Origin of the sequence: Massilia paldalensis (genome assembly GCF_044901715.1) — a bacterium.
In the GTDB taxonomy this organism is placed as follows: Bacteria; Pseudomonadota; Gammaproteobacteria; order Burkholderiales; family Burkholderiaceae_D; genus Telluria; species Telluria paldalensis.
This window is the reverse complement of sequence record NZ_JBJCIU010000004.1, coordinates 641,239-666,724: the sequence shown is the minus strand read 5'-3', so window position 1 is coordinate 666,724 and position 25,486 is coordinate 641,239. Positions and strand designations below refer to the sequence as shown.

Sequence of the window (25,486 nt, the reverse complement as noted above, 5' to 3'; positions counted from 1 at the left end):
CTCGATGGAAACTTGGCGTGCTGTGGGGAACAACACGCCAAGCGTACTCTTGTCCTCGATGAAAGTCCCTGTTGTTCAGTTTCTGCTGTCGCCCGCTTGCGACAATTTCCCTTTTAACTTTCCCCAATGAAATCAATGTGTTGCGGAAGGGAATGCATTTACTGCTGAGCACCCTCCACCACCGGCAACTCGATGACGCTTTCCAGTCCCGGCGCGTGGTAGATGCGCTGGGTCGCCTTGCGGTAATCGGCCGGCTTGGCATGGAAGATGTTCGGCACGAAGGTCTGCGGGTTGCGGTCGTACAGGGGGAACCAGCTGGACTGGATCTGCACCATGATGCGGTGGCCCGGCAGGAACACGTGGTCGACGTTGGGCAGGGCGAAGCGGTAGCGCTCGGCCTTGTTGGGCGTCGCCGCGACCGGCTTGTCCAGGCCCTGGCGGTAGCGGCCGCGGAAGATGTCCATCGCGATCGGCAGCTGGTAGCCGCCCAGTTCCGGCTGGGCCGCGCTCTCGTCCGGGTACACGTCGATCAGCTTCACGACCCAGTCGCTGTCCGTGCCCGAGGTCGAGGCGAACAGGTTGACCATCGGCTGGCCGGCCAGCTGCAGCGGGGCGGACAGCGGCCCGGTGACGTAGGTGACGACGTCGGTCCGGTCCGAGTAGGAACGCTGGTCGGTCACCAGCCACGGCTTCCAGACGTTGCCGTCGCCCATGCGCACGGGGCGCGGCACGAAGGGCACCGGCTTGGCCGGGTCGGACACGTATTCGTCGAAGGACGAGGCCTTGTCCACCTTGCCTTCCATTTTCTCGAAGCCGAGGCCGAAGCCCGGTTTCAGGTACAGCGGCTTCGTCGCCTGCGCCAGCGGCCACTGTTCGAGGCGGCGCCAGCGGTTCACGCCGGTCTGGTAGGACCACACGGGCGGCGTGTCGAAGGCCGGCGCGCCATCCTTCAGGTACTGGTTGAAGAAAGGCAGCATGACGTCGCGGCGGAATTGCTGGGCCGTGTCGCCCGTGAATTTCAGCGCGCCCAGCGTCGAGCCCTCGTAGTTCACGCCGCTGTGGCGCCACGGGCCCACGACCAGCGAGTTCAGCTTGTTCGTCTTGTCCTGCGGCTCGACGGCGGCATAGGTGGCGTAGGCGCCGTAGATGTCTTCCTGGTCCCAGCGGCCGACGACGCTCATGGTCGGCACCGTGAGCGGGCGCTTGGCCAGGATGCGGTCCAGCGCCTGCTCCTGCCAGAAGCTGTCGTAGGCCGGATGCTCGAACAGCTTCTTCACGAAGTTCAGCTGGTCGATGCCGTAGGCGTGGGCGAAGTCGGCGGTCGAGCCGGCGCGCAGGAAGGCCTCGTAGTCGTCGTAGACGCCGGTGACGATCTGCTCGCCCTTGCCGCGCGCGGCGTTCTGGCCGACGACATAGGCCAGGTTCGGGTTGCGGAAGGCGCCGTTGTGGAACCAGTCGTCGCCGCGCCAGCCGTCGACCATGGGACTCATCGGCACGGCCGCCTTCAGCGCCGGGTGCGGCTCGACGAGGGCCATCAGCACGGTGAAGCCTTCGTACGAGGAGCCGACCATGCCGACCTTGCCGTTCGATTGCGGGACGTTCTTGACCAGCCAGTCGATGGTGTCGTACGCGTCGGTGCTGTGGTCGACCTGGGTATTGTTGAGCGGGCCGCGCACCGGGCGCGTCATCACGTAGTCGCCTTCCGAACCGTACTTGCCGCGCACGTCCTGGAACACGCGGATGTAGCCGTTCTCGATGAAGGCGTCGTCGCCGTCGCCCAGGATCGACGTGATGTGCGGGCTCTTCATGCGGCCGGCGCGGCCGGCCGCGTTGTACGGGGTGCGGGTCAGCATGATCGGCGCCTTGCCCTGCATGACCGCCTTCGGGATCACGACCACCGTGTACAGCTTGACGCCGTCGCGCATCGGGATCATGAATTCCTGCTTGACGTAGTCGGCGTTCGGCACCGTCGCGGAGAATGGCGTGGAGGGAATGTCGGGGGCCATCGGCGCGGTCTGCGCCTGGACGGTGCCGTATGACGCGGCGAGCAGGAGGGAAAGGACGGACAGGGACGGCAGGCGCGACATGGAGTCTCCACGGGTACTGGGTTGAAAGAGCAACGTTGTCAAAAGTTGCATCAAAGCATAGTACCCAAGGGTGTTGCGGCGTGCAATCGTGCACGCCGCCGGCCTGCTTGTTTAGTGCCGTTGGGCGACCTTGAACACGCTGAACACATCGCCCAGGTGGCGGGCCTGCTCGTTCATCGCCGCCGCGGCGGCCGCAGCCTGCTCGACCAGCGCGGCGTTCTGCTGCGTGGCGCCGTCCATCTCGGCGATCGCCCGGTTCACCTGGGCGATGCCATCCTGCTGCTGGGCGCTGGCGCCGGCGATTTCCCCGACCAGGACCGTGACGCGGTCGATGCCCTCGACGATCTCGTGCATCGTGTCGCCGGCCTGGCGCACCAGCTGGGAACCCGTCCCCGCCTGGCGCACCGACTCGTCGATCAGCGCCTTGATTTCCCTGGCCGCACTCGCGGAACGCTGGGCCAGTGCGCGCACTTCGCTGGCGACGACGGCGAAGCCGCGCCCCTGTTCGCCGGCGCGCGCCGCTTCCACCGCGGCGTTCAGCGCCAGGATATTGGTCTGGAAGGCGATGCCGTCGATGATGCCGATGATGTCGGCGATGCGCTGCGCCGAGGCGTCGATCGCGCCCATGGTCTGGACCACGCGCCCGACCACCTCGCCGCCGCGCCGTGCCACCGCGCTGGCGCCGGACGCCAGGCTGCTGGCATGGCGCGCATTGGCCGCGTTCTGCTGCACGGCGCCCGTCAGCTCCTCGATCGTGGCGGCCGTCTGCTGGAGCGCGCCGGCCTGCTGCTCGGTGCGACTGGACAGGTCCTGGTTGCCGCTGGCGATCTGGGTCGATGCGCTGGCAATGGTGCGGATGCCGCCGTCGACGGCGCCGACGATGCCCGACAGGCTCGTGTTCATCTCGCGCAGCGCCGCCAGCATGCGCGCCGTCTCGTCGTTGCCGCGCACGTCGATGCGGCTGGTGAGGTCGCCGGCGGCCACCGTGTGCGCCAGCGCGACGGCGCGCGCCAGCGGGGCGCGGATGCTGCGCGAGACGGCCGTCCCGCACAGCATCAGCACGCCGGACAGCAGCACGGCGGCGCCCGCGAACAGCAGCAGGCGCGGCCAGAACACGGCGTCGATCGCGTCCAGGTAGACGCCCGAGCCCACGACCCAGTTCCAGCCCGGGATGCCCTTGACGTAGGACACCTTGGCGACCGGAGCGTCGCTGCCCGGCTTGGTCCACAGGTAGTCGACGAAGCCGGCGCCATCGCGGCGCACGACGTCGACCATGACCGTGAACAGGCGCAGGCCGTGGGGATCGGCCATCTGGCCCAGTTCCTGGCCCTCGAGCTCGCGCTTGACCGGGTGCATGAGCATGCGCGGTGTCATGTCGTTGACCCAGAAGTATTCGTGGCCGTCGTAGCGCAGCGGACGCAGCGCCTCCAGCGCGTCGCGCTGGGCCTGGGCCTCGGACACGACGCCGGTGGCGGCAAGCTGGCGGTGCCGCTCGACGACGCCGACGGCGACCTCGACGGCCTGCCGCACCGCGCGGCCGCGTTCGTCGTTGATGAGGCGGCGCTCGGACCACAGGAAGCCGGCGGCCACGAGGAGGATGCCGACGCCGGTGACGAGGGACAGCAGCGCCATTTTCCTGGCGATGCTCAGACGGGACAGAAAGTTCATGAAGGAAGGAAGGGAGGAACAGCGATGGATGAGGATGTTGAAAAAAAGAAATACTTAATATTGAACATGCAATTATTGAGTATAGCAGGTAGTTGCCGTATGGATACACACGATTGCGGCCATGCCATTTCGATTTTGGTCATCCGGACAACGGTGCTATGCTGGCGCCCATCATCAATGTGCAGAATGTCATGATCGTCGTCCATCACCTGAACAATTCCCGTTCCCAGCGCATCCTGTGGCTGCTGGAGGAGCTCGGTCTGGAATACGAGATCAGGAAATACCAGCGCGATCCGAAGACGATGCTGGCGCCGCTCGAACTGCGCGCCGTGCACCCGCTCGGCAAGTCGCCCGTGATCACGGACGGCGACGTCACCGTGGCCGAATCCGGCGCCATCGTCGAATACCTGGTCGGCCGCCATGGCGACGGCCGCGCGGAGGGGCCGCTGGCGCCCGCGGCCGGCACGCCCGAGCGCCTGCACTACACGTATTTCCTGCACTACGCGGAAGGCTCGATGATGCCGCCGCTGCTGCTGAAACTGGTGTTCGACCGGGTCGGGAGCGGCCCGGCGCCGTTCTTCGTGCGGCCGATCGCGAAAGGCATCGCCGCCAAGGTCAAGGACAGCTTCGTGATGCCGCAGATCCGCCAGCACCTGGCCTTCCTCGAAGGAGAGCTGGGCAAGCGCACCTGGTTCGCCGGCAGCGCGTTCTCGGCCGCCGACATCCAGATGAGCTTCCCGCTGGAGGCGGCGGCGGCGCGCGGCGGGCTGGACGGGCAGTACCCGAACCTGGTCGCCTTCCTCGAGCGCATCCATGCGCGTCCCGGCTACCAGCGCGCGCTGGAGCGCGGCGGCAAGTACGACTTCGTGAAGTAAGGAAGGGCAGGCGCGGGACATGGCGAAGCTGCTGGCGATCGACGGCCTGAACATCGTGCGCCGCGTGTACGAGGCGAGCCCCGAACCGGACTCGGACCTGAAGGCGAGCATCGCGCTGCGCCATGCGTTCTCGTCGTTCCGCAACCTGCTCGAAGCGCATGCGCCGACCCACGTGCTGGCGGCCTTCGACTACGGCGGCCCGAACTGGCGCCATGCGTTGTATCCGCGCTACCGCGAGGGCCGCACGCCGATGCCGGACGTGTTGCGCGCGGCGCTGCCGGAATTCCACGAGCGCCTGCGCGCGGCCGGGCTGCACGTGCTGGCGCTGCCGGAGGTGGAGGCCGACGACGTCATCGCCACCGGCGTGATGCGCTGGCTGTCGGAAGGACGCGGCGAGGCCGTGGTCGCCACCACCGACAAGGACCTGCACATCCTGGTCGCCCATGGCGCCCTGGTGTGGGATCATTTCAAGGGGGAGTGGCACGATGACGCCTGGGTGCGCCAGCGCTTCGGGGTCGCGCCCGAGCGCCTGCACGACCTGCTGGCGCTGATGGGCGACCCCACCGACGGCGTGCCGGGCGTGTCGAAGATCGGCATGAAGACGGCGGCGCGCCTGCTCAACGCCTACGGCGACCTGGATGCCGTCATCGCCGGCGCGGGCATCCTCAAGACGCCGCTGGGCGAGCGCCTGCGGGCCGAACGCGAGATCCTCGAGATCTCGCGCCAGCTGGTCCAGCTGAAGCTGGACGTGCGCCTGGGCGTCACCTGGAACATGCTGGCCTACGAGGCCTGAACAGAACGGAACAAGGAATCCAACGATGCTCAAGGCGATCATTGTCGACACCAACGCGATCTCGCGCGGCCTGCTCAACACCGTCCTGACCGACGGCGGCTACGACGTCGTCGGCCAGGCCCATACCGGCGTCGCCGCCTATGCGCTGGCGGTCAAGCACCATCCGCAGATCGCCTGCATCGCGCGCGAACAGGTCGAGGACGGCAGCGACATCGTCGAGCGCCTGCGCGCGGAACTGCCCAAGACCCTCATCTTCATGGTGTCGGGCACGCTCGACGCCCCCACCATCCAGGCCGCGATGGCGCGCGGGGTGCACGGTTTCATCGTCAAGCCGTTCAAGGCCGACACGGTGTTGCGCACCATCCGCACCACCGTCATGGCCATCGTCAAGAAACACCGCGCCGGAACGGATCCGGCGCAGCCGGCCTGAGGCCTCAGCCGGTACGGCGCTGCAGTTCCTCGGAGGCGATCGCGGCCAGTTCCGCCAGCGCCTTCGTCTCGCGGTCGCGCAGGCGGCGCGGTTCGCGGTCGATCACGCACAGGGTGCCGAACGCATGGCCGCCGGCATCCACCAGGGGGACGCCGCTGTAGAAACGGATGTGCGGCTCGCCGGTCACCAGCGGATTGTCGGCGAAGCGCGCGTCGCGCGCCGCATCTTCCACCGTGAACGGGCCGCGCTGCAGGATCGTGTGGCTGCAGAACGCGATCTCGCGCGCGGTTTCCGGCATCTCGACGCCGACGCGCGACTTGAACCACTGGCGCTTCGAGGTCAGCAGCGTGATCAGCGCGATCGGGCAATCGGTGACCTGGGTCGCGAGCCAGGTCAGGCGGTCGAACACGTCTTCCGGGGCAGTGTCGACCAGGCCGCTGGCCTGCAGCGCCGCCAGGCGCGCACGCTCGCCGGCCGGTACAGGGTAGGGCGGCGCCGCGACGGGCAGGAATTCCGGATCGGGAGCGAGTGCGACGGAGGGCGAAGCGCCCCGGCTGCGTCCTGCCCGTTCCTCGAGCAATCGGGTCACGGCGCTGAGCCGTACGCGACGGTGGCCGCCCGGGGTTTTCCAGGACGGGAGGGCCCCGCTTTCCAGCCACAGCTGGGCGGTACTGACGGCCACGCCCAGCAGGCGTGCTGCCGCGGCAGTCGTCAACACGGGGTCTTGGGTGTCGACTTGGGTCGAGATAGACATAGTTGATCCAAAAAGGACGAATGATCTATTTTACTTGCGGACTTTTCATACATCAACAAATTTGATGGAATTGATTTCAATTGGTTAACGGCGAATATCACGCCGGAAAGTTAATTGCGTTCATAATCATTTAAAAACAAACAGTAACTAATTCACGTTGTGGTTGACCAATGGCAAGTATGTCGTCAAACTCGCCGGATTAGTCAATTTCATCAAATAAGGTATCACGTTTTACCATGGACCTATCCCTACGCTTCGCGGGCGAAGCGGCGCGCCTGGAAGCATTGCGCAGGTTGAACCTGCTGGATACGCCGCCCAGCGAAGCCTTCGACCGCATCACGCGCATGGCCGCGGCGCTGTTCAGGTTGCCGATCGCGGCGATCTCGCTGACCGACAGCGACCGCCAGTGGTTCAAGTCGCGCGTAGGGGTGGACCATGACGCGATCCCGCGCGCGGGCGCGCCCTGCGCCGAAGTGGCCGAGACGGCCACGATGCTGGTCGTGCCCGACCTGCTGCACCATGCGCGCTACCGCGACAGCCTGCTGGCCGCGGGCGGCATCCGTTTCTATGCGGGCGCGCCGCTCGTCACGCAGGACGGTCATTGCCTGGGCGCGCTGTGCGTGCTCGGCCACGAAGCGCGCGCCGTCACCGACGCCGAACGGGCCGCCTTGTCCGACCTGGCGGCGATGGCGATGGCCCAGATCGAGCTGCGCCATGCGCTGGGCCGCGTCGACCCGGCCAGCGGCCTGCCGAACCGGCAGCAATTCATCGAGGACTACCAGGACCTGAGCCAGGATTGCCCGCGCGGCGAGGCGCGCCTGGCGGCCCTGGTCAGCCTGGCCAGCCCCGAGCAGGCCGGCCATGCCGTGCGCGCGCTGGGCGCGTCCTGGATCGACGAGATCGTGGCCGAGGCCGTGGACCTCATGAAGGCCGGCTTCGGCCACGACACGACGGTGTACCACCTGGCGCCGACCGCGTTCGCCTTCATCGCCCCGCGCGCGGCCGATCCGATCGCCTTCTGCGCCGAGCTGGAAAACTGGCTGCGGCGCCGCGCCGCCTCCACCACCGCGCGCTTCGTCACCACGGCGCGCATCGGCGTGGCGCCGTTCCGCATGCGCGTCACGATGGCGGGCGAACTGCTGCACGACCTGCATTCGGCCGTCCAGCAGGCCTCCGACCAGGGCTATGGCGTGGCCGTGTTCTCGCCCGAGCGCGACGCCGCCTACCGCCGCCGGTTCTGGCTGGTCGAGGAATTCGGCGCCGCGCTGGACGGCGCCGCCGCCGGCCGCAAGGGCCAGCTGCGCCTCGTGTTCCAGCCCAAGGTCGACCTGGCGGACGGTGCCTGCCCGGGCGCGGAAGCGCTGCTGCGCTGGCACCATCCGGAAGCAGGCGACGTGTCGCCTGCCGAATTCATCCCCGTGGTCGAGTGCACGTCGATGATCCGCGCGACCACCAACTGGGTGCTGGAAGCGGCCATGCACCAGCTGGCCGAATGGCGCGCCACCGGACTGCACATGCAGCTGTCGGTCAACGTCTCGGCCGTGAACCTGCTGGAGCCGGACTTCTGCGTGCGCGTGGTCGACGGCCTGCACCGCCACGGCCTGCCGCCGGCGAGCCTGGCGCTGGAGATCACCGAAAGTGCGCTGATGCAGGACCCGCGCCGCGCGACGGCCGCGCTGCACGCGCTGCACGGGGCCGGCGTGCACCTGGCCATCGACGATTTCGGCACCGGCTACAGCAGCCTGGCCTACCTGCAAAGCCTGCCGGCGCAAGTGGTCAAGCTCGACCGCTCGTTCGTGCGCGACATCGAGCGCGACGCGCGCAAGCGGGCGCTGGTCGCGACCATGATCAAGCTGTCGCACGACCTGGGCCACCGCGTGGTGGCCGAGGGCGTCGAGACGGACGCCGTGGCGGAGGTGCTGAAGGGCGCCGGCTGCGACGAGGCGCAGGGCTATCTGTATGCGCGGCCGCTGGAGGCGGCGGCGTTCGAGGCGTGGTTCGCAGAGCGGCTCGAGGTCGCGTAGCCGGCCTGTGCGTTTTCGCGCGTAGCAGCGCCAGCTAAAAATCGCCGTTCCCGCTTTCGCGGGGACGGCGGCGTGTTCCTAGAACGCTTCCCAATCGCTCTCGGTCGTCACCGCGGGCCGCTTGCGCGGTGCCGGTTCGGCTTTCACGGCCGGCTTGCGCGCGGCGGCAGCCGGCTTGGCCGCCGCGATCGCCTTCCTGGCCGCGGGCTGCGCACGCACCGCCGGCGCCGGCGCCGCCGCTTCCTCATGGTCGAGGCGGAAGATGCCCACGGCCTGCGCCAGCTTGTCGGCCTGCTCCTGCATCGCCGCCGACGCGGCCGAGGTCTGCTCGACCAGCGCCGCATTCTGCTGGGTCGCCTGGTCCATCTGGGCGATCGCGGCGTTGATCTGCTCGATGCCCGCCGTCTGCTCCTGGCTGGCGTTCGCGATGTCGGCCATGATGCCCGTGACGCGGCGCACGCTGTCGACGATGTCCGTCATCGTGGCGCCGGCATCGGCCACCAGCTTGCTGCCGTTCGCCACCTTGCCGCTCGAATCCTCGATCAGCTCCTTGATTTCCCTGGCCGCGGCGGCCGAGCGCTGGGCCAGGTTGCGCACTTCGCCGGCGACGACCGCGAAACCGCGGCCCTGCTCGCCGGCCCTTGCCGCCTCGACGGCCGCGTTCAGCGCCAGGATATTGGTCTGGAAGGCGATGCCGTCGATGACGCCGATGATGTCGGCGATCTTGCCGGACGCGGCGTCGATCTCGTTCATGGTGCCGACCACCTGCTCGATCACGGCGCCGCCGCGCTCGGCCACGCTGGAGGCGCCGGCCGCCAGCATATTGGCCTGGCGCGCATTGTCGGCGTTCTGCTTGACGGTCGAGGTCAGCTCTTCCATCGACGATGCCGTTTCCTCCAGCGCGCTGGCCTGCTGCTCGGTACGGCTCGACAGGTCCATGCTGCCGGCCGCCACTTCGCTGGAGGCGGTGGCGATGGTGCGGGTGCCGCCGCGCACGGTGGACACGGTCCGCGCCAGGTTCTCGTTCATGCGTTTGAGGGCCTGCAGCAGCTGGCCCACCTCGTCGTTCGCGCTTGCCTCGATGCGGCTGGTCAGGTCGCCGGCGGCCACGGTATTGGCCACGTCCAGCGCCTGCGCCAGGGGACGCGTGATCGACAGCGACAGCCGCCAGGCCACCGTGCCGGCGGCGGCCAGGATCGCCAGGCCGAGCACCGACATCAGCGTCAGCGCGCGCTGGTAGGTCGCCTCGGCGTCGCTGCTGGCTTGCTGGATCAGGTCGCGGTGCCTCTTGATCTGGGCGTTCATGGCCTTCTTGAGGTCCTGCAGCACGGGGCGGAAGTCGGTGACGAGATAGGTCTTGGCGCCGGCCAGGTCGTTCCTGTCGATACGGGCCAGCAGTTCCTGCTGGACCTTCAGGAAGCGTTCGTTCAGCTCGCGCATCGTCGCGATTTCCGGATCGCTGCCGTCATGGGCGAGCAGTTCCTCGATCGCGGCGCGGCTCTTCATGACGACGGCCATCTGCGACTGGCGGTCGGCCGGGTCTTCGTTCAGGATCAGGTTGCGCTGCGCGATGGAGATGTTGTTGACTTGGTCGAGGAACTTGGTGGCGCCCTCGATCTTGGGCAGGCGGGTCTGGACGATTTCCTTGGTGCCCTGGTTGAGGTGGCGGAGCATGCCGATGCCCAGCACGAGCGCCACGACGAGCATGGCGCAGATGATGCCGAAGCCGAGCACGAGGCGCGTGCGAAGTTTCAGGTTTCCCAGTTTCATATCAATGGTTGGAAGTGAGGCGGAGACGGCCACGGCGTCATGCCGTGGCCGGGAGAGGCACTACTGATACTGCGGATGGTGCTGCGTATGACTGGTACTGCGATTTGTCGCGATCAGGCGGCGGCGCGGGCGGCGGCCAGCAGGCCCATTTCCTCGGAGCCCAGCAGCTTGTCGATGTCCAGCAGGATCAGCATGCGCTCGCCCACGGTGCCCAGGCCGCGCAGGAACTCGGTCGACACGCTGGCGCCCATGTCCGGCGCCGGCTTGATCTGCTCCGGGGTCAGCGTCACGACGTCGGACACGCTGTCGACCACCATGCCGATCGTGTGGCCGTTGATGTTCAGGACGATGACGACGGTGAACGCGTCATAGGTCGGGGCGCCGACGTTGAACTTGATGCGCATGTCGACGATCGGCACGATGATGCCGCGCAGGTTCACGACGCCCTTCAGGTACTCGGGGGCGTTGGCGATGCGGGTCACGGCATCGTAGCCGCGGATTTCCTGCACCTTGAGGATGCTGATGGCGTACTCTTCACCGCCCAGGCGGAACGAGAGTACTTCGTTAGCGTTGTTGTCGATGTCTTCGGCCATGATGTTTCCTTCAGAGGGTTTTTCCGTACGGCAATATAACCGAAGATTACGATATTTTCGATGCAGTTGCGATGGAGAAATGATAATTGACGCGGGAAACGACACAGTTTGCAGGAAGGATGCAACACTTCCCGCGTCACCCCTGCGCAGGCGTGAAGAATGCCCCCGGCATTCTTCACCCAAATTTGCAGGTTGTACAGGAACTTGGGCCCCGGCCTGCGCCGGGGCGACGGGGGTGTGGCTTAGACGGCGGAAGCCGCGTCGATGATGCCGCCACCGAGGCACACGTCGCCGTCGTACAGCACGGCCGACTGGCCCGGGGTCACCGCCCATTGCGGGTCGGTGAAATCGAGGGTGAAGCGCTCCAGTCCCTGCGGCGCGACGCTGCAGGCAACGTCGGCCTGGCGGTAGCGGGTCTTGGCCGACAGCGCGCGCGGTTCGGGGGCTTCGCCCGCGATCCAGCTGGCCTGGCCGGCGCCCAGTTCCTGCGACAGCAGCCACGGGTGGTCATGGCCCTGCACGATGTACAGCGTGTTGGTGGCGATGTCCTTGCGTGCCACGAACCACGGCGCGCTGGTGCCGTCGGCGTTCTTGTGCGACTTCAGGCCGCCGATGCCGATGCCCTTCCTCTGGCCCAGCGTGTAGAACGACAGGCCGACGTGCTCGCCCACGGTCTGGCCGTTGTCGAGCTTGATCGGGCCCGGCTTGTGCTGCAGGTAGCGGCCCAGGAATTCGCGGAACGGGCGCTCGCCGATGAAGCAGATGCCGGTCGAATCCTTCTTCTGCGCGTTGGGCAGCTGCAGCTTCTCGGCGATCTTGCGCACTTCCGTCTTCGGGATCTCGCCCAGCGGGAACAGCGCCTTCGACAACTGCGCCTGGTTCAGGCGGTGCAGGAAGTAGCTCTGGTCCTTGGTCGCGTCGAACGCCTTCAGCAACTCGAAGCGGTCGGTCGCGCCGTTGTGGCGCACGCGCGCGTAGTGGCCGGTCGCGATCAGGTCGGCGCCCAGCTTCATCGCGTGGTCGAGGAAAGCCTTGAACTTGATCTCGGCGTTGCACAGCACGTCCGGGTTCGGCGTGCGGCCGGCCTGGTATTCGCGCAGGAATTCCGCGAACACGCGGTCCTTGTACTCGGCGGCGAAGTTCACGGCCTCGATGTCCACGCCGACCACGTCGGCCACGCTGGCCGCGTCGATCCAGTCCTGGCGGGTGGAGCAGTATTCGGAGTCGTCGTCGTCTTCCCAGTTCTTCATGAACAGGCCGACGACCTCGTAGCCCTGTTCCTTCAGCATCCACGCCGCGACCGAGGAGTCGACTCCGCCCGACATCCCGATCACGACTTTTTTCTTGCTCATGTCAATTCTTCGCTATTTAGATTCCGCCCTCGAAGACCGAGTGGTCGGTGTACAGCAGGTTCAAGGGTGTGCGCTTGCCGGCCAGGTAATCGTCCACGCATTTCAGCACGATGGGGCTGCGGTGGCGGTCCTGGGAGGCGGCGATCTCGTCGCGCGTCATCCACAGCGTGCGCAGGATGCCTTCGTCGAGCGGCTGGTCGAAAGACTTGCCGGCCTTGCCGCAGAAGGTGAAGCGCAGGTAGGTCACGTCGGTCCCGCGCGACTTCGAGTGGTAGCGCGACATGTACATGCCCACCAGCGCTTCCGGGATGAATTCGTGCGCCGTTTCTTCCAGCGCCTCGCGGATCACGGCCTGCTCGAGCGATTCGAACGGATCGAGGTGGCCGGCGGGCTGGTTCAGGCGGATGCCATCGCTGGTCTCCTCTTCGATCAGCAGGAAACGGCCGTCGCGTTCGATGATCGCGGCAACGGTGACTGACGGTCTGAAGGTATGGGTCATGCGCGTCCTTGAAAATGAGCCGACATTCTACCTTGATGGAACGCACATTGCTTACGCGCACGCTGCGACGCAACACGTTGGATTTCGGCGAATATTGATCTATGACAAGAAGATAAGGGCTTCTTACGAGCTGTAGCGGGCAAAATTGCAGAATTGGCCAAGTGTTTACGAAAAACCACTGAAACCATGTGGCGTGGGTAAGGCTTGACGCCCGGTCCATCCATGGATTCCCGACATGCTAGATTCTAGACAGTTTATCAATGATAGGGAGACATCATGAAGATAGGCGTGCCGGCCGAAACGAAGCCCGGCGAAACCCGCGTCGCAGCCACCCCCGAAACCGTCAAGAAACTGGCGGGCGCGCACGACGTGGTCGTGCAGTCCGGCGCCGGCCTGGCCGCCTCCGTCACCGATGACGCCTATGTGGCCGCCGGCGCGCGCATCGGCAGCGCGGCCGAGGCCCTGGGCGCCGAGCTGGTGCTGAAGGTGCGCGCGCCCGTCGCCGAGGAACTCGCCCTCATGCAGCCCGGCGCCGCCCTCGTCGGCATGCTCGATCCCTTCGACGCGGAGGGCATGGGCGCGCTGGCCCGGCGCGGCCTGTCCGCTTTTGCCCTGGAGGCGGCCCCGCGCATCACGCGCGCGCAATCGATGGACGTGCTGTCCTCGCAGGCCAACATCGCCGGCTACAAGGCCGTCATGATGGCGGCGAATGCCTACCAGCGCTTCATGCCGATGCTGATGACGGCCGCCGGCACCGTCAAGGCGGCGCGCGTGCTGGTCATGGGCGTGGGCGTGGCCGGCCTGCAGGCGATCGCCACCGCGAAACGCCTGGGCGCCGTGATCGAGGCATCCGACGTGCGCCCGCCCGTCAAGGAGCAAGTCGAGTCGCTGGGCGCCAAGTTCATCGATGTGCCCTTTCTCACCGACGAGGAGCGCGAGATCGCCCAGGGCACGGGCGGCTACGCGCGTCCGATGCCGGCCGACTGGATGCGGCGCCAGGCGGAACTGGTGCACGAGCGGGCCAGGCTGGCCGACATCGTCGTGACCACCGCGCTGATCCCCGGCCGCAAGGCGCCCACGCTGATCGGCGAAGAGACCGTGCGCGCGATGAAACCGGGCTCGGTGATCGTCGACATGGCGATCGCCCAGGGCGGCAACTGCCCGCTGACGGAATACGGCAAGACGGTCGTCAGGCACGGCGTGACCATCATCGGCGAGCCGAACCTGGCGGCGCTGGTGGCGGCCGACGCGTCGGCCCTGTATGCGCGCAACGTGCTGGACTTCCTCAAGCTCGTCATCGACAAGGATGGCAGGCTCGCCATCGACCGCGAGGACGAGATCGTGCGCGCCGTGCTGGTGGCGCAAGGCGGCGACGTGCTGCGGGCGGCATGAGGCGAACCACAACATCGGAGACAGGAGAGCGCAAATGGAAATCAGTCACACGATCATCAACCTGATCATCTTCGTGCTGGCGATCTACGTCGGCTACCACGTGGTGTGGAACGTCACGCCCGCGCTGCACACGCCGCTGATGGCGGTGACCAATGCCGTCTCGGCCATCATCATCGTCGGCGCCATGCTGGCCGCCGGCCTGACGGAAGGCCTGGCGGGGCAGGTGGCGGGCACCGTCGCGGTGGCGCTGGCCGCCGTCAACGTGTTCGGCGGCTTCCTCGTCACCCAGCGCATGCTGGAGATGTTCAAGAAGAAGGAGCCGAAGGCCAAGGCATCGGCCGGGACCGCGCCGGCCGCCGCGAGCACCAAGGAGGCCGCATGAATGTCGTCAGCATGAACGTCGTGACGCTCCTGTACCTGGTGGCGTCGGTGTGCTTCATCCAGGCCCTGAAGGGCTTGTCCTCGCCCAGCTCCGCGCGCCTGGGCAACGCCTTCGGCATGGCCGGCATGGGCATCGCGGTGGTGACCACCATCGCCTTGATGGTCAAGCTGAAGGAGCAGATGCAGACCGGTTCCATGGGATTCGGCCTGGTGTTATTGGGCGTGGTCGTGGGCGGCGCCATCGGGACGATCGCCGCGCGCCGCGTCGAGATGACCAAGATGCCGGAACTGGTGGCGGCGATGCACTCGCTGATCGGCTTGGCCGCCGTGTGCATCGCCATTGCCGCCGTGTCCGAGCCCTGGGCCTTCAACATCGCCGCGCGCGGCGAGGGGCTCCCCTTCGGCAACCGGCTGGAACTGTTCATCGGCACCTTCGTCGGCGCCGTCACGTTCTCCGGTTCCGTGATCGCCTTCGGCAAGCTGGCCGGCAAGTACAAGTTCCGCCTGTTCCAGGGTGCGCCCGTGCGCTATCCGGGCCAGCACCTGATCAACCTGGCGGTGGCGATCGCGATCGTCGTGCTGGGCCTCGTGTTCTGCTTCTCGAGCGGCGCGGCCCCTGCCTGGACGCCGTTCATCGTCATGGCGGTACTCGCGTTCGTGCTGGGCGTGCTGATCATCATCCCCATCGGCGGCGCCGACATGCCGGTGGTGGTGTCGATGCTGAACTCCTACTCGGGCTGGGCGGCGGCCGGCATCGGCTTCTCGCTGAACAATTCGATGCTGATCATCGCCGGCTCGCTTGTGGGATCGAGCGGCGCGATCCTCTCGTACATCATGTGCAAGGCGATGAACCGCTCGTTCTTCAACGTGATCCTGGGCGGCTTCGGCGGCGAGGCGGCGGGCGGGGACGGCGGCGGCGCCAAGGAGCAGCGCCCCGTGAAATCCGGTTCGCCCGAGGATGCCGCCTTCATCCTCCAGAACGCGGAATCCGTCATCATCGTGCCCGGCTACGGCCTGGCCGTGGCGCGCGCCCAGCACTCGGTGAAGGAACTGGCGGAAAAGCTGACGCACCACGGCGTGCAGGTGCGCTACGCGATCCACCCCGTGGCCGGAAGGATGCCGGGCCACATGAACGTGCTGCTGGCCGAGGCCGAGGTGCCCTACGACCAGGTGGCGGAGATGGAAGACATCAACGGCGAGTTCGGCCAGACCGACGTGGTGCTGGTGCTGGGCGCGAACGACGTCGTCAACCCTGCCGCCAAGGACCCGAAGTCGCCCATCGCGGGCATGCCGATCCTGGAGGCCTACAAGGCCAAGAGCATCATCGTCAACAAGCGTTCGATGGCATCCGGGTATGCGGGGCTGGACAACGACCTGTTCTACCAGCCGAACACGATGATGGTGTTCGGCGATGCGAAGAAGGTGATCGAGACGATGGTCAAGGCGGTGGAGTGATGCGGCTCCGTTCGACACCGGGGTCGGAGCCCTTTGAAAAGCAACACCGGGCTCTGACCCCTGGCCTTAGCGCCGCCCGAACATCATGAGTTCGGCCAGCAGCATGCGTGCCGGCTTGAAGGTGTCGAGCGCCGCCAGTCCGAGCCCGAACAGCGGCTGCAGCGGCCCCTTGTTCGCGAACACGCGCGCCATCGTGTCGGTGATGCGGATGACGGCGCCGCGGTCGCGTTCGCGCTCGGCGGCGAACTGCGCGATGGCATCCGGCCCGGCATCGCGATCCAGGGAGCGCGCCAGCAGGCGGGCCAGCACGGCCGCATCGCGCAGGCCCAGGTTCAGGCCCTGGCCGGCGACAGGGTGCAGCGTCTGCGCCGCGTTGCCGATGGCTACCGTGCGCCGCGTGAAGCGGGCGTCGGCGTTCAGGCCGAGCGGGAAGGCGACGCGTTCGGAGACGCGGGTGAAACTGCCCAGGCGTTCGCCGAAAGCCTCACCCAGCGCGCGCAGGAAGTCGTCGGCGCCCAGGTCCAGCAGGCGCTGGGCGCGGTCCGGATGCACGCACCACACGAGCGCGTACTGGTGGCCGTCGGCGCCGTCCTGCGGCAGCAGCGCGAGCGGGCCCTCGTCCGTGAAGCGTTCGAAGGCGCGGTGCGGGATCGCGGCGCTGCTGGACACGCGCGCGATGATGGCCGTCTGCGCGTAGTCGCGCCGCTGCGCCCGTTCTTCCTGGCTGCCGAACACGCCGCCTTCGGCCTGCACCGCCACCTGCGCGTCGATCCGGCGGCCGTCGTCCAGCTGCAGCAGCACACCGTCCGGCTTTTCTTCCAGCGCGGCCACGCGCGCGGGACGCAGCACCTGCACGCCGGCGGCCTCGCAGGCGCGGGCCAGCGCGTCGACCACGTCGCCGTAGCGCGCCACGTAGCCGAGGGCGTCCAGGCCGTGCTCGGCGCGGTCCATCAGGCTGCGCCCCAGGTGGCCGCGGCGCGAGACGTGGATGTCATGGATGGGCGTGGCCGCTCCGGCGACGGCGGGCCAGGCGCCGACGTCGTCCAGCAGCATGCGGCTGCCCCAGGACAGCGCGATCGAGCGCGGGTCGGCGATCGCCTGGCCCAGCGCCCTGGCGTCGACCAGCACGATGCGTCTTCCCTCGATGCCGCGGCGCGCCATCAGCGCCGCCAGCGCCATGCCCACGGGGCCGGCGCCGCAGATCGCCACGTCCGCCTGCACGGTGTCCTTGTCGATCGTTCCGTCCGTTGCGCTCATTCGATCCTCATTCGCCCCGGCCCACGAGGGCCTCGATCTCGGCCACGCCCTTGGGCGCGTTGCCGGTCAGGATGCGGCAGCCGTCTTCCGTGACGACCACGTCGTCCTCGATGCGGATGCCGATGTTCCAGTACTGCTCGGGCACGCCCTCGCCGGGGCGCACGTAGATGCCCGGCTCCACCGTCAGCACCATGCCCCGTTGGAGCGGCCGCGAGGGCTTGTCGGCCAGGGTGACATCGCGGTAGGCGCCCACGTCGTGCACGTCCATGCCCAGCCAGTGGCCGGTGCCGTGCATGTAGAAGGGCACGTGGGCCTTGGCGGCGATGGCGTCGTCCACGCTCGCGTACAGGCCCTTGTCGACCAGGCCCAGGTCGAGCATGCCCTGCACCAGCACGCGCAGCGCGGCCTCGTGGAAGCCGCTGTAGGGGCGGCCGGGGGTGATCGCGGCGAACGCCGCCTCCTGCGCCGCCAGCACCAGTTCGTACAGCGTGCGCTGGGCATCGCTGAAGCGGCCGTTGACGGGGAAGGTGCGGGTGATGTCGGACGCGTAGCCATCCAGCTCGCAGCCGGCGTCGATCAGCACCAGCTCGCCGTCCTGCGTTTGCCGGTCGTTGGCGTTGTAGTGCAGCACGCAGGCGTTGGCGCCCGAGGCGACGATCGAGGTGTAGGCGGGGAACTGGGCGCCGTGCTTGCGGAACGCGTACAGCAGTTCCGCTTCCAGTTCGTATTCGAAGACGCCGGGGCGGGCGGCGCGCATCGCGCGCGCATGCGCATCGCCCGAGATGGCGCCGGCGCGCGCCATGATGGCCAGCTCGGCGTCGTCCTTGACCAGGCGCATCTCGTCGAGCAGGGGCAGCAGGTTGCAGAAGGTGTCCGGCGCCGTCGTGCCGCTGCGCGCGAGCGCGCGCACGGACTCCATCCAGCCCTGCACGCGCGCATCGAGCGCCGCGTCCGACGCCAGCGCGTAGTACAGCGCCGGCGCGTTGGCCAGGATGCGCGGCAGTTCCGTGTCGATGGCATCGATGGCATGCGCCTCTTCGACCCCGAAGGCGTCGCGCGCGGCCTGGGGGCCGTAGCGGAAGCCGTCCCAGATCTCGCGCTCCGGGTGCTTTTCGCGGCAGAACAGGATCGAGCGCGCCGGCAGGTCGCCCTGCGCGGCGACCAGTACCAGCACGCTGTCCGGCTCCTTGAAGCCGGTCAGGTAGTAGAAATGGCTGTCGTGGCGGTACGGATACTCGCTGTCGCCGTTGCGCGTCGTTTCCGGGGCGGTCGGCAGCACGGCCACGGCGCCCGGCTGCATCTGCGCGGCCAGGCGCGCGCGGCGCGCGCCGTAGTCGGCCTTCGGTGCCGCGGCCGTCATGCTTTCTGCGCCGTCTTCGGCGGCGCGTTCAGCTCTTCCAGCTGCTGCACGGTCCCCACATTGACCCATTGGCCGTCGTAGAGCTCTCCGCCGACGCGGCCCTGGTCGATGAACTTGCGCATGAGCGGGCCGAATTTCAGGAACTCGCCGGCCTTGATCCCATCGAACATCTCCGGACGATAGACGCCGATGCCGGCGAAATTCCATTTCGGGTCGCCGTCGTTGCTCAGCGTGTACATCGTCATGCCGAAGTCGCCCTGCGGGTTGTGCCACGGGTTGGGCGTCAGGTACAGCCAGGCGATGTCGCGCTTCTCAAGAGGGATCGGCTGGCCCACGGCGTCGGTGTCCTTGAGCGCGTCGAGCGCCTGCTCGAAGTCGAAGTAGGGCGCATAGATGTCGCCCGAGACGGCCAGGAAGGGTTCGTCGCCCAGCAGGTGCAGGGCGTTGGCGATGCCGCCGGCCGTTTCCAGCGGCGTCGGCTCGTGCGAATAGACGATGCGCGCGCCCCAGCGGCTGCCGTCGCCCAGCTCCTCCTCGATCATGTGGCCGAGGTGGGAATGGTTGATGACGATGTCCTTGATGCCGGCGCGTACCAGGTTGATGACGTGCCAGACGATGAGGGGGCGGCCGCGCACCTTCAGCAGGGGCTTGGGGCAGGTATCGGTCAGCGGACGCATCCGCTCGCCGCGGCCGGCGGCGAAGATCATGGCTTTCATGGCGGCGTTCCTGCGCTGTTCAGAAGGTGTAGCCGACGGACGGTGCCTTGTCCTCGAAGGAATCGAGCAGGCGCGCGAGCGGCTTCAGTTCGGTGTAGCGGTTGGCGGTCTTGCGCACGTAGTCCATCACGGTCGGCAGGTCGCCCATGTAGATCGGCTTGCCGTCGCGGTAGTTCAGGCGGCAGAAGATGCCGAGGATTTTCAGGTGGCGCTGCAGGGCCATGTATTCGAAGTCGCGGTAGAACGCGTCGATGTCCGGATTCACGGGCAGGCCGACCTGCTTGGCGCTTTGCCAATAGCGCACCACCCAGTCGAGCACGAATTCCTCGTCCCACTGGATGTAGGCGTCGCGCAGCAGCGAGGCCAGGTCGTAGGTGACGGGGCCGTAGACGGCATCCTGGAAGTCCAGCACGCCCGGGTTGCCCTGGTCGAGGAACATCAGGTTGCGGGAATGGAAATCGCGGTGCATGAACACCTGCTGCTGGGCCAGCACGTTGGCGGCAATCGCTTCGAATACTTTATCCAGCTGCGCGCGCTGCGCCTCGTCGATGGTCACGCCCAGGTGGCGCTCGACGAACCACTCGGGGAAGATGTTCAGTTCGCGCATCACGAAGGCGCGATCGAACTCGGGCAGCACGCCGGGCTGGCTCGCGAGCTGGAACTTGATCAGGGCATCGACGGCGTCCGAATACATGAAATTGGCGTTGTCGGCGTCCAGGCGCTGCAGATAGGTGGTGGTGCCGAGGTCGGACAGCAGCAGGAAGCCGTTGTCGACGTCGCGCGCCGCAATGGCGGGCACGGTGACGCCGGCGTCGAACAGCAGGCCGTCGACGTGGATGAAGGCCGGCACGTTCTCGCGCTCGGGCGGGGCATCCATGGCGATCAGGGTGTCGCCCAGCTTGGCGCGTAGCGCCGGCACAACATCGAGGCGGAAGTAGCGGCGGAAGCTGGCATCGGACGAGGCAGGGCGCAGGCTCCCCACCTCGACCAGGTCCAGGGTGCCGAGCCATGCGGTCAGACGGGCGAGGCGGGCATCCTTGTCTAGGGCGGTGGGAAGGTGTTGAGACGAAGAAGACATGAAGCGTCCTGAGATGAAACCGGTTGGTGAAAATATTCCCATATAATAAGGGATTAAATCCAAAAAATCGCCCTCTATGGTGCAACGCGATCTTCCATGAGCTGGAAAACGGCCCTACCATTCCCGTCGCGGCGAGCAGCCGCCTTGTCCGCCTTCGTCGCCGTGGCCTCGGGGCCGCTGTACGCACAGACGACGCAACCCGCGCCGGCCGCTTCGGCCGCGGCCGCCGGTCCCGTCGCGCCTGCTGCCGCCGCTGCCCCCGCGTCCGCCGCGCCGGCAGGGAACGCGCGCGTCGATGAGCAGGAACTGCCCATCACCATGCGTGCCGAGGAGCTGACCGGCCGTCCCGACCGCGAACTGAACCTGTACCGCGACGTGGAAATCACGCGCGGCGCCACCGGCATCACGGCCGACACCGCCTGCTACCGGCGCGTCGAGGACGAGGTCACGGCCGAGGGCAACATCAATATGTGGCGCTTCGGCGACCGTTACAAGGGCGATGCGCTGCAGCTGAACCTGGAAACGGGCAAGGGCTGGGTCACGAACCCGTCCTACCACCTGGCGCTGAACAATGCCCAGGGCACGGCGCGGCGCATCGACTTCCTCGGCGAAGACCAGGCGCTGGTGCAGGACGGCACCTATTCGACCTGCGAAGGCCCGGACCCGGACTGGTACCTGAAGTCGAGCAACCTGCGCCTGGACCAGGGCCGCGACATCGGCACCGCCGGCAAGACCATCATCTATTTCAAGGACGTGCCGATCCTGGGCACGCCGGCGCTGTCGTTCTCGCTGTCGGGCGCGCGCCGCTCCGGCTGGCTGCCGCCGACCATCGGCTCGGGCTCGAAAGGGTCGGGCGAGGTGATGGTGCCGTACTACTTCAACATCGCCCCGAACCGCGACCTGACCGTGTACCCGCGCCTGATCTTCAACCGCGGCCTGCAGCTGGGCGCGACGGGCCGCTACATCGGCGAGACCGAGCGCGGCCCGTACAACGGCGAGACGCACATCGAAGTCCTGCCGAACGACCGCGTGGCCAAGCGCGACCGCTGGTGGATCGATACCCTGCACAGCCAAACGCTGGCGCCGGGCTGGACCTACGGCTGGAATGCCCACGCCGCATCCGACGACGAATACCCGTCCGACTTCTCGCGCACGGTGGCGGCCAGCGCCGAGCGCCAGCTGCTGCGCGAGCTGCGCACCGACTACTGGAGCGAGTACTGGAGCCTGAACGCGCGCGTGCAGAGCTACCAGGTGCTGCAGGATCCGGGCGCGGCGGCGAATCCGGCGCTGACGGTGCCGCGTCCCTACGACCGCCTGCCGCAGATTAATTTCCACGCTGGCCGCTACGACGTGCTGGGCGGCTTCGACTGGTCGATGGATGCCGAACTGGTGCGCTTCTCGCACCCGGATCCGGCCCAGGTGCAGGGCAACCGCGCCAACCTGGTGGGCCAGGTCAGCTACCCGATCGTGCGTCCGGGCTGGTTCTTCACGCCCAAGGTCATCATGCACGCCACGCGTTACGACCTGGACAACAATCCGAACAACCCGGACGCCGTGCGCCAGATCAACCGCACGCTGCCGACGGTGTCGCTGGACTCGGGCCTGATCTTCGAGCGCGAAGCCTCGTTCTTCGGGCGCGAGGCCACCCAGACGCTGGAGCCGCGCCTGTTCTACGTGCGCACGCCGTACCGCGACCAGAGCGACATCCCGAACTTCGATACCGGCGTGGCCGGCTTCAACTACGCCCAGCTGTTCACCGAGAACCGCTTCGTCGGCGCCGACAAGGTGTCCGACGCGAACCAGCTGACGGCGGCCATCGTCTCGCGCTTCATCGAGAGCAGCGGCATCGAGCGCCTGCGCGTGGCGGTCGGCAGCCGCTACTACTTCAGCGATCCGGAAGTGCGCCTGGATGCCAGCGAACAGCGCAACCAGAAGCGTTCGGACGCGCTGCTGGCCGCCTCCGGCCGCATTTCGGAAGCCTGGAGCTTCGACAGCGGCGTACAATACGATGCGCAGCAACGCAGCCTGTACAGCTCGAACTTTGGCGTGCAGTTCGCGCCGGCGCCGATGAAGGTGCTGAACCTCGAGTACCGCTTCCAGCGCGACACGTCGGGCCTCGTCAACGGTTTCCGCAACGCCGACGTTTCCGCACAGTGGCCGCTGGGACGGCGCTGGTATGGCGTGAGCCGGGCCAGCTACTCGATCCGCGACCGCAAGCTGCTCGAGGGCCTGCTGGGCCTCGAATACAAGGCCGACTGCTGGATCTTCCGGATGGGCGCGCAGCGCTTCGTGACGGCATCGCAGACCGTGTCGACGCCGATCTTCTTCCAGATCGAGCTGAACGGCCTGTCGCGCCTGGGCTTCGGCAATCCGCTGGAAACCTTCAACAAGAGCGTGACCGGCTACACCCGGCTGAATACCAACGTCGGCCGCCCTTGAGGCGGCGGGCGGAGGACAACTAGAAACCCTGAAATGAGTGCTTCCCTGACTATGCGTTCCACCAGTATTCAAGCAGTGCGCCTGCGCCAAACCAAGCTGGCAGCGGTGCTGCTGTGCGCTTTCGGGACCGGCAACGTGCTGGCCCAGGCTGCCGCTCCGGCCGCCCCCGCACCTGCTGCCCCGGCCGCCGCTCCCGCGGCCCAGGCCCCCGCCGCCGCTGCAGCCAAGCCGAACACGGGATTCCTGCCGCCGGCAGCGAGCAGCGCCAAGGTCATCGACTCGGTCTACGTGATCGTCAACGACGAAGTCATCACCAAGCGCGAAGTCGACCAGCGCGTCGCCGAGATCACCCAGCGCCTGCAGGCCCAGCAGGCCCAGCTGCCGGCACCGGACGACCTGCGCCGCCAGGTGGTGGAAGCCATGATCACCGAACGCGCCCAGCTGCAGCTGGCCAAGGAAATGGGCGTGCGCGTGGGCGACACCGAACTCGACCGCGCCATCGGCCGCATCGCCGAGAACCAGAAGATGAGCGTGCAGGACATGCGCAACGCGATGGAGAAGGAGGGCATGACCTTCCCGGCCTTCCGCGAGCAGATCCGCAACGAGATCATGATGCAGCGCCTGATCGACCACGAGGTCGACAGCAAGCTGCAGGTGTCGGAAGCCGAGATCGACACCTACCTGGCCGCCGAGAAGGCCGCCGCCGCCGACCGCGTCGAGATGAACATCTCGCAGATCCTCGTGCGCATCCCGGAAAACGCCTCGCCCGAGCAGATCGCCGCCCGCAAGGCGCGTGCCGACGAAGTGGCGCGCCAGCTGCGCACCGGCGCCGACTTCGCCAAGATGGCCGCCACCTATTCCGACGCCCCGGACGCCCTGAAGGGCGGCGAGATCGGCTGGCGCGACCCGGACCGCCTGCCGCCGCTGTTCGCCACCGAGCTGCGCAAGATGAAACCGGGCCAGGTGACGCCGGTGCTGCGCACCAACGTCGGCTTCCACATCCTCAAGATGGCCGACGTGCGCAAGCAGGCGCCGCAGCAGGCGCAGGGCGAGGCCGTGGTCCAGCAGACCCACGCCCGCCACATCCTGCTGAAGGTCACCCCGACGCTGACGGCCGACGAGGCCAAGAAGAAGCTGGCCGACATCAAGGCCAGGATCGACAGCAAGCAGATCACCTTCGAAGACGCGGCGCGCCAGTTCTCGAACGACGGTTCGGCCTCGAAGGGCGGCGACCTGGGCTGGCTGGCGCCGGGCGACGCGCTGCCGGAATTCGAGAACCCGATGAACGGGCTGAAGATCGGCGAGGTCTCCGATGTCATCCAGACCCCGTTCGGCTTCCACCTGATCCAGGTCCTCGAGCGCAAGAGCGAAGACACGTCGAAGGACCGCGAGCGCTCGATGGCGCGCCAGGTGCTGACCGACCGCAAGCGTAACGAAGCGCTGGAAGACTGGAGCCGCCAGATCCGCGACCGCGCCTACGTCGAGTTCCGCGAGGAGCAATAAGGCCATGGCCGATGCGCGTCCCGTGCTGGCCGTCACGGTCGGCGAACCGGCCGGCATCGGCCCCGACATCGCGATCCGCGCGGCCTGGGCGCTGCGCGACCGCGCCCGCTGCGTGCTGGTGGGCGACGCCGCCTTCCTGGCGCTGACGGCCAGCCTGATCGACCCGGCCATCCGCCTGTCGGGCATCTCGCGGCTGGCGCTGCGCCACAGCGGCCTGCCGCACTTCGGACCGGACACCATTCCCGTCGTCGACGTCCCGCTCGACGCCCACGTCGTGCCGGGGCAGCTGGACGCCGCCAACGGCCGCGCCGTGCTGGCCACGCTGGACCTGGCCGTCGAAGGCGTGGGGGCCGGCTGGTTCGACGCCATCGTCACGGCGCCGCTGCAGAAGAGCACCATCAACGATGCCGGCATCGCGTTTTCCGGCCACACGGAATACCTGGCCGAGAAGACGGGCACCGACAAGGTCGTCATGATGCTGGCCGGGTCGCCGGGCGACGGGCAACCGTACCTGCGGGTGGCACTGGCCACCACGCACCTGGCGCTGAAGGACGTGCCGGCCGCGATCACGAAGGACGGCCTCGCGCGGGTGCTGGAGATCCTGCACGCCGACCTGAAGGCCAAGTTCGGCATCGCCGCACCCCGCATCCTGGTGACGGGCCTGAACCCGCACGCCGGCGAGAACGGCTACCTGGGACGCGAGGAGATCGACGTCATCACGCCCGTGCTGGAAGACGCGCGCGCGCGCGGCATCGATGCGCGCGGCCCCTACCCGGCCGACACGCTGTTCCAGCAAAAATACCTGCAGGACGCGGACGCCGTGCTGGCCATGTACCACGACCAGGGCCTGCCCGTGCTCAAGCACGCCACGTTCGGGCGCGGCGTCAACATCACCCTGGGCCTGCCCCTGATCCGCACCTCGGTCGACCATGGCACGGCGCTCGACCTGGCTGCCCAGGGACTGGGCCTGGCCGATGCGGGCAGCATGGAAGAGGCGATCCGCGTCGCCGTCTCGATGGTCCTGGCGCAGCGCGCCGCGGCCTGACCCGGGCCCCGGACG

At 67.6% G+C, this 25,486-nt stretch carries 21 protein-coding genes; 10 read left to right on the top strand and 11 right to left on the bottom strand.

Going from position 1 to position 25,486, the window contains the following annotated elements:
- Window positions 1–158: 158 nt before the first annotated feature.
- Together ACI1V7_RS22375 and ACI1V7_RS22370 are read right to left on the bottom strand one after the other, a co-directional pair.
- The gene (locus ACI1V7_RS22375; RefSeq protein ID WP_404534064.1) at window positions 159–2,087 is read right to left on the bottom strand and encodes a CocE/NonD family hydrolase; all 1,929 of its coding nucleotides are present in this window, start codon (window positions 2,085–2,087) and stop codon (window positions 159–161) included.
- A 111-nt stretch (window positions 2,088–2,198) separates the two neighbouring features.
- Window positions 2,199–3,755 (bottom strand): methyl-accepting chemotaxis protein, encoded by a 1,557-nt coding sequence (locus ACI1V7_RS22370; RefSeq protein ID WP_404534063.1) that lies wholly within the window; start codon window positions 3,753–3,755, stop codon window positions 2,199–2,201.
- A gap of 191 nt (window positions 3,756–3,946) precedes the next feature.
- Between ACI1V7_RS22370 and ACI1V7_RS22365 the strand changes: the two genes are divergently transcribed.
- Genes ACI1V7_RS22365 through ACI1V7_RS22355 form a run of 3 tightly spaced genes read left to right on the top strand, consistent with a single transcriptional unit; the run spans window position 3,947 to window position 5,853 of the window.
- Window positions 3,947–4,630: a glutathione S-transferase gene (locus tag ACI1V7_RS22365; RefSeq protein ID WP_404534062.1), complete on the top strand. Its 684-nt coding sequence runs from the start codon at window positions 3,947–3,949 to the stop codon at window positions 4,628–4,630.
- A gap of 19 nt (window positions 4,631–4,649) precedes the next feature.
- Window positions 4,650–5,423 (top strand): 5'-3' exonuclease, encoded by a 774-nt coding sequence (locus ACI1V7_RS22360; protein ID WP_404534061.1) that lies wholly within the window; start codon window positions 4,650–4,652, stop codon window positions 5,421–5,423.
- 25 nt (window positions 5,424–5,448) lie between these two features.
- Complete coding sequence (locus ACI1V7_RS22355; protein WP_404534060.1) at window positions 5,449–5,853, top strand: ANTAR domain-containing response regulator; 405 nt, start codon at window positions 5,449–5,451, stop codon at window positions 5,851–5,853.
- Between the two features lie 4 nt (window positions 5,854–5,857).
- Here the strand turns inward: ACI1V7_RS22355 and ACI1V7_RS22350 are convergent, their stop codons facing one another.
- Window positions 5,858–6,607 carry a GAF domain-containing protein gene (locus tag ACI1V7_RS22350; RefSeq protein ID WP_404534059.1) on the bottom strand — a complete coding sequence of 250 codons (750 nt, stop codon included), beginning with the start codon at window positions 6,605–6,607 and terminating at the stop codon, window positions 5,858–5,860.
- Between the two features lie 236 nt (window positions 6,608–6,843).
- On the opposite strand from ACI1V7_RS22350, the gene ACI1V7_RS22345 reads away from it, so the two are divergent.
- The gene (locus ACI1V7_RS22345; protein ID WP_404534058.1) at window positions 6,844–8,631 is read left to right on the top strand and encodes a putative bifunctional diguanylate cyclase/phosphodiesterase; all 1,788 of its coding nucleotides are present in this window, start codon (window positions 6,844–6,846) and stop codon (window positions 8,629–8,631) included.
- A 78-nt stretch (window positions 8,632–8,709) separates the two neighbouring features.
- On the opposite strand, the gene ACI1V7_RS22340 is transcribed toward ACI1V7_RS22345, so the two are convergent.
- The 4 genes from ACI1V7_RS22340 to ACI1V7_RS22325 all read right to left on the bottom strand — a co-directional run bounded on the left by ACI1V7_RS22340 (window position 8,710) and on the right by ACI1V7_RS22325 (window position 12,845).
- Window positions 8,710–10,401, bottom strand: a complete 1,692-nt coding sequence (locus ACI1V7_RS22340) for a methyl-accepting chemotaxis protein (protein WP_404534056.1) — start codon at window positions 10,399–10,401, stop codon at window positions 8,710–8,712.
- Window positions 10,402–10,514: 113 nt separating this feature from the next.
- On the bottom strand, window positions 10,515–10,994 hold the full coding sequence (locus tag ACI1V7_RS22335; protein ID WP_290413376.1) for a chemotaxis protein CheW: 480 nt from the start codon (window positions 10,992–10,994) through the stop codon (window positions 10,515–10,517).
- Between the two features lie 242 nt (window positions 10,995–11,236).
- On the bottom strand, window positions 11,237–12,346 hold the full coding sequence (mnmA, locus tag ACI1V7_RS22330) for a tRNA 2-thiouridine(34) synthase MnmA (RefSeq protein ID WP_404534055.1): 1,110 nt from the start codon (window positions 12,344–12,346) through the stop codon (window positions 11,237–11,239).
- 16 nt (window positions 12,347–12,362) lie between these two features.
- On the bottom strand, window positions 12,363–12,845 hold the full coding sequence (locus ACI1V7_RS22325; RefSeq protein ID WP_404534054.1) for an NUDIX hydrolase: 483 nt from the start codon (window positions 12,843–12,845) through the stop codon (window positions 12,363–12,365).
- Window positions 12,846–13,121: 276 nt separating this feature from the next.
- On the opposite strand from ACI1V7_RS22325, the gene ACI1V7_RS22320 reads away from it, so the two are divergent.
- The 3 genes from ACI1V7_RS22320 to ACI1V7_RS22310 are packed head-to-tail and all read left to right on the top strand — an operon-like array spanning window position 13,122 to window position 16,073.
- The gene (locus ACI1V7_RS22320; protein WP_404534053.1) at window positions 13,122–14,237 is read left to right on the top strand and encodes a Re/Si-specific NAD(P)(+) transhydrogenase subunit alpha; all 1,116 of its coding nucleotides are present in this window, start codon (window positions 13,122–13,124) and stop codon (window positions 14,235–14,237) included.
- Window positions 14,238–14,271: 34 nt separating this feature from the next.
- Entirely contained in the window at window positions 14,272–14,619 is a 348-nt protein-coding gene (locus tag ACI1V7_RS22315) for an NAD(P) transhydrogenase subunit alpha part 2 (protein WP_404534052.1), read from the top strand.
- A complete protein-coding gene (locus ACI1V7_RS22310) occupies window positions 14,616–16,073 on the top strand; it encodes an NAD(P)(+) transhydrogenase (Re/Si-specific) subunit beta (RefSeq protein WP_404534051.1) in 1,458 nt (485 codons plus the stop codon). The genes ACI1V7_RS22315 and ACI1V7_RS22310 overlap by 4 nt, the downstream gene beginning before the upstream one ends.
- A gap of 66 nt (window positions 16,074–16,139) precedes the next feature.
- Here ACI1V7_RS22310 and ACI1V7_RS22305 read toward each other — a convergent pair whose 3' ends face one another.
- The 4 genes from ACI1V7_RS22305 to ACI1V7_RS22290 are packed head-to-tail and all read right to left on the bottom strand — an operon-like array spanning window position 16,140 to window position 20,484.
- A complete protein-coding gene (locus ACI1V7_RS22305) occupies window positions 16,140–17,330 on the bottom strand; it encodes an FAD-dependent monooxygenase (protein WP_404534050.1) in 1,191 nt (396 codons plus the stop codon).
- A gap of 7 nt (window positions 17,331–17,337) precedes the next feature.
- The gene (pepP, locus tag ACI1V7_RS22300; RefSeq protein WP_404534049.1) at window positions 17,338–18,690 is read right to left on the bottom strand and encodes a Xaa-Pro aminopeptidase; all 1,353 of its coding nucleotides are present in this window, start codon (window positions 18,688–18,690) and stop codon (window positions 17,338–17,340) included.
- The gene (gene murU, locus ACI1V7_RS22295; protein WP_404534048.1) at window positions 18,687–19,406 is read right to left on the bottom strand and encodes an N-acetylmuramate alpha-1-phosphate uridylyltransferase MurU; all 720 of its coding nucleotides are present in this window, start codon (window positions 19,404–19,406) and stop codon (window positions 18,687–18,689) included. The genes pepP and murU overlap by 4 nt, the downstream gene beginning before the upstream one ends.
- Before the next feature lie 19 nt (window positions 19,407–19,425).
- Entirely contained in the window at window positions 19,426–20,484 is a 1,059-nt protein-coding gene (locus ACI1V7_RS22290; RefSeq protein WP_404534047.1) for an aminoglycoside phosphotransferase family protein, read from the bottom strand.
- A gap of 96 nt (window positions 20,485–20,580) precedes the next feature.
- On the opposite strand from ACI1V7_RS22290, the gene ACI1V7_RS22285 reads away from it, so the two are divergent.
- The 3 genes from ACI1V7_RS22285 to pdxA are packed head-to-tail and all read left to right on the top strand — an operon-like array spanning window position 20,581 to window position 25,471.
- Window positions 20,581–22,923 (top strand): LPS-assembly protein LptD, encoded by a 2,343-nt coding sequence (locus tag ACI1V7_RS22285; protein ID WP_404534046.1) that lies wholly within the window; start codon window positions 20,581–20,583, stop codon window positions 22,921–22,923.
- Between the two features lie 33 nt (window positions 22,924–22,956).
- Window positions 22,957–24,426, top strand: coding sequence for a peptidylprolyl isomerase (locus ACI1V7_RS22280; protein ID WP_404534045.1), 1,470 nt, complete (start codon window positions 22,957–22,959; stop codon window positions 24,424–24,426).
- 4 nt (window positions 24,427–24,430) lie between these two features.
- The gene (pdxA, locus tag ACI1V7_RS22275) at window positions 24,431–25,471 is read left to right on the top strand and encodes a 4-hydroxythreonine-4-phosphate dehydrogenase PdxA (protein ID WP_404534044.1); all 1,041 of its coding nucleotides are present in this window, start codon (window positions 24,431–24,433) and stop codon (window positions 25,469–25,471) included.
- Window positions 25,472–25,486: the final 15 nt, after the last annotated feature.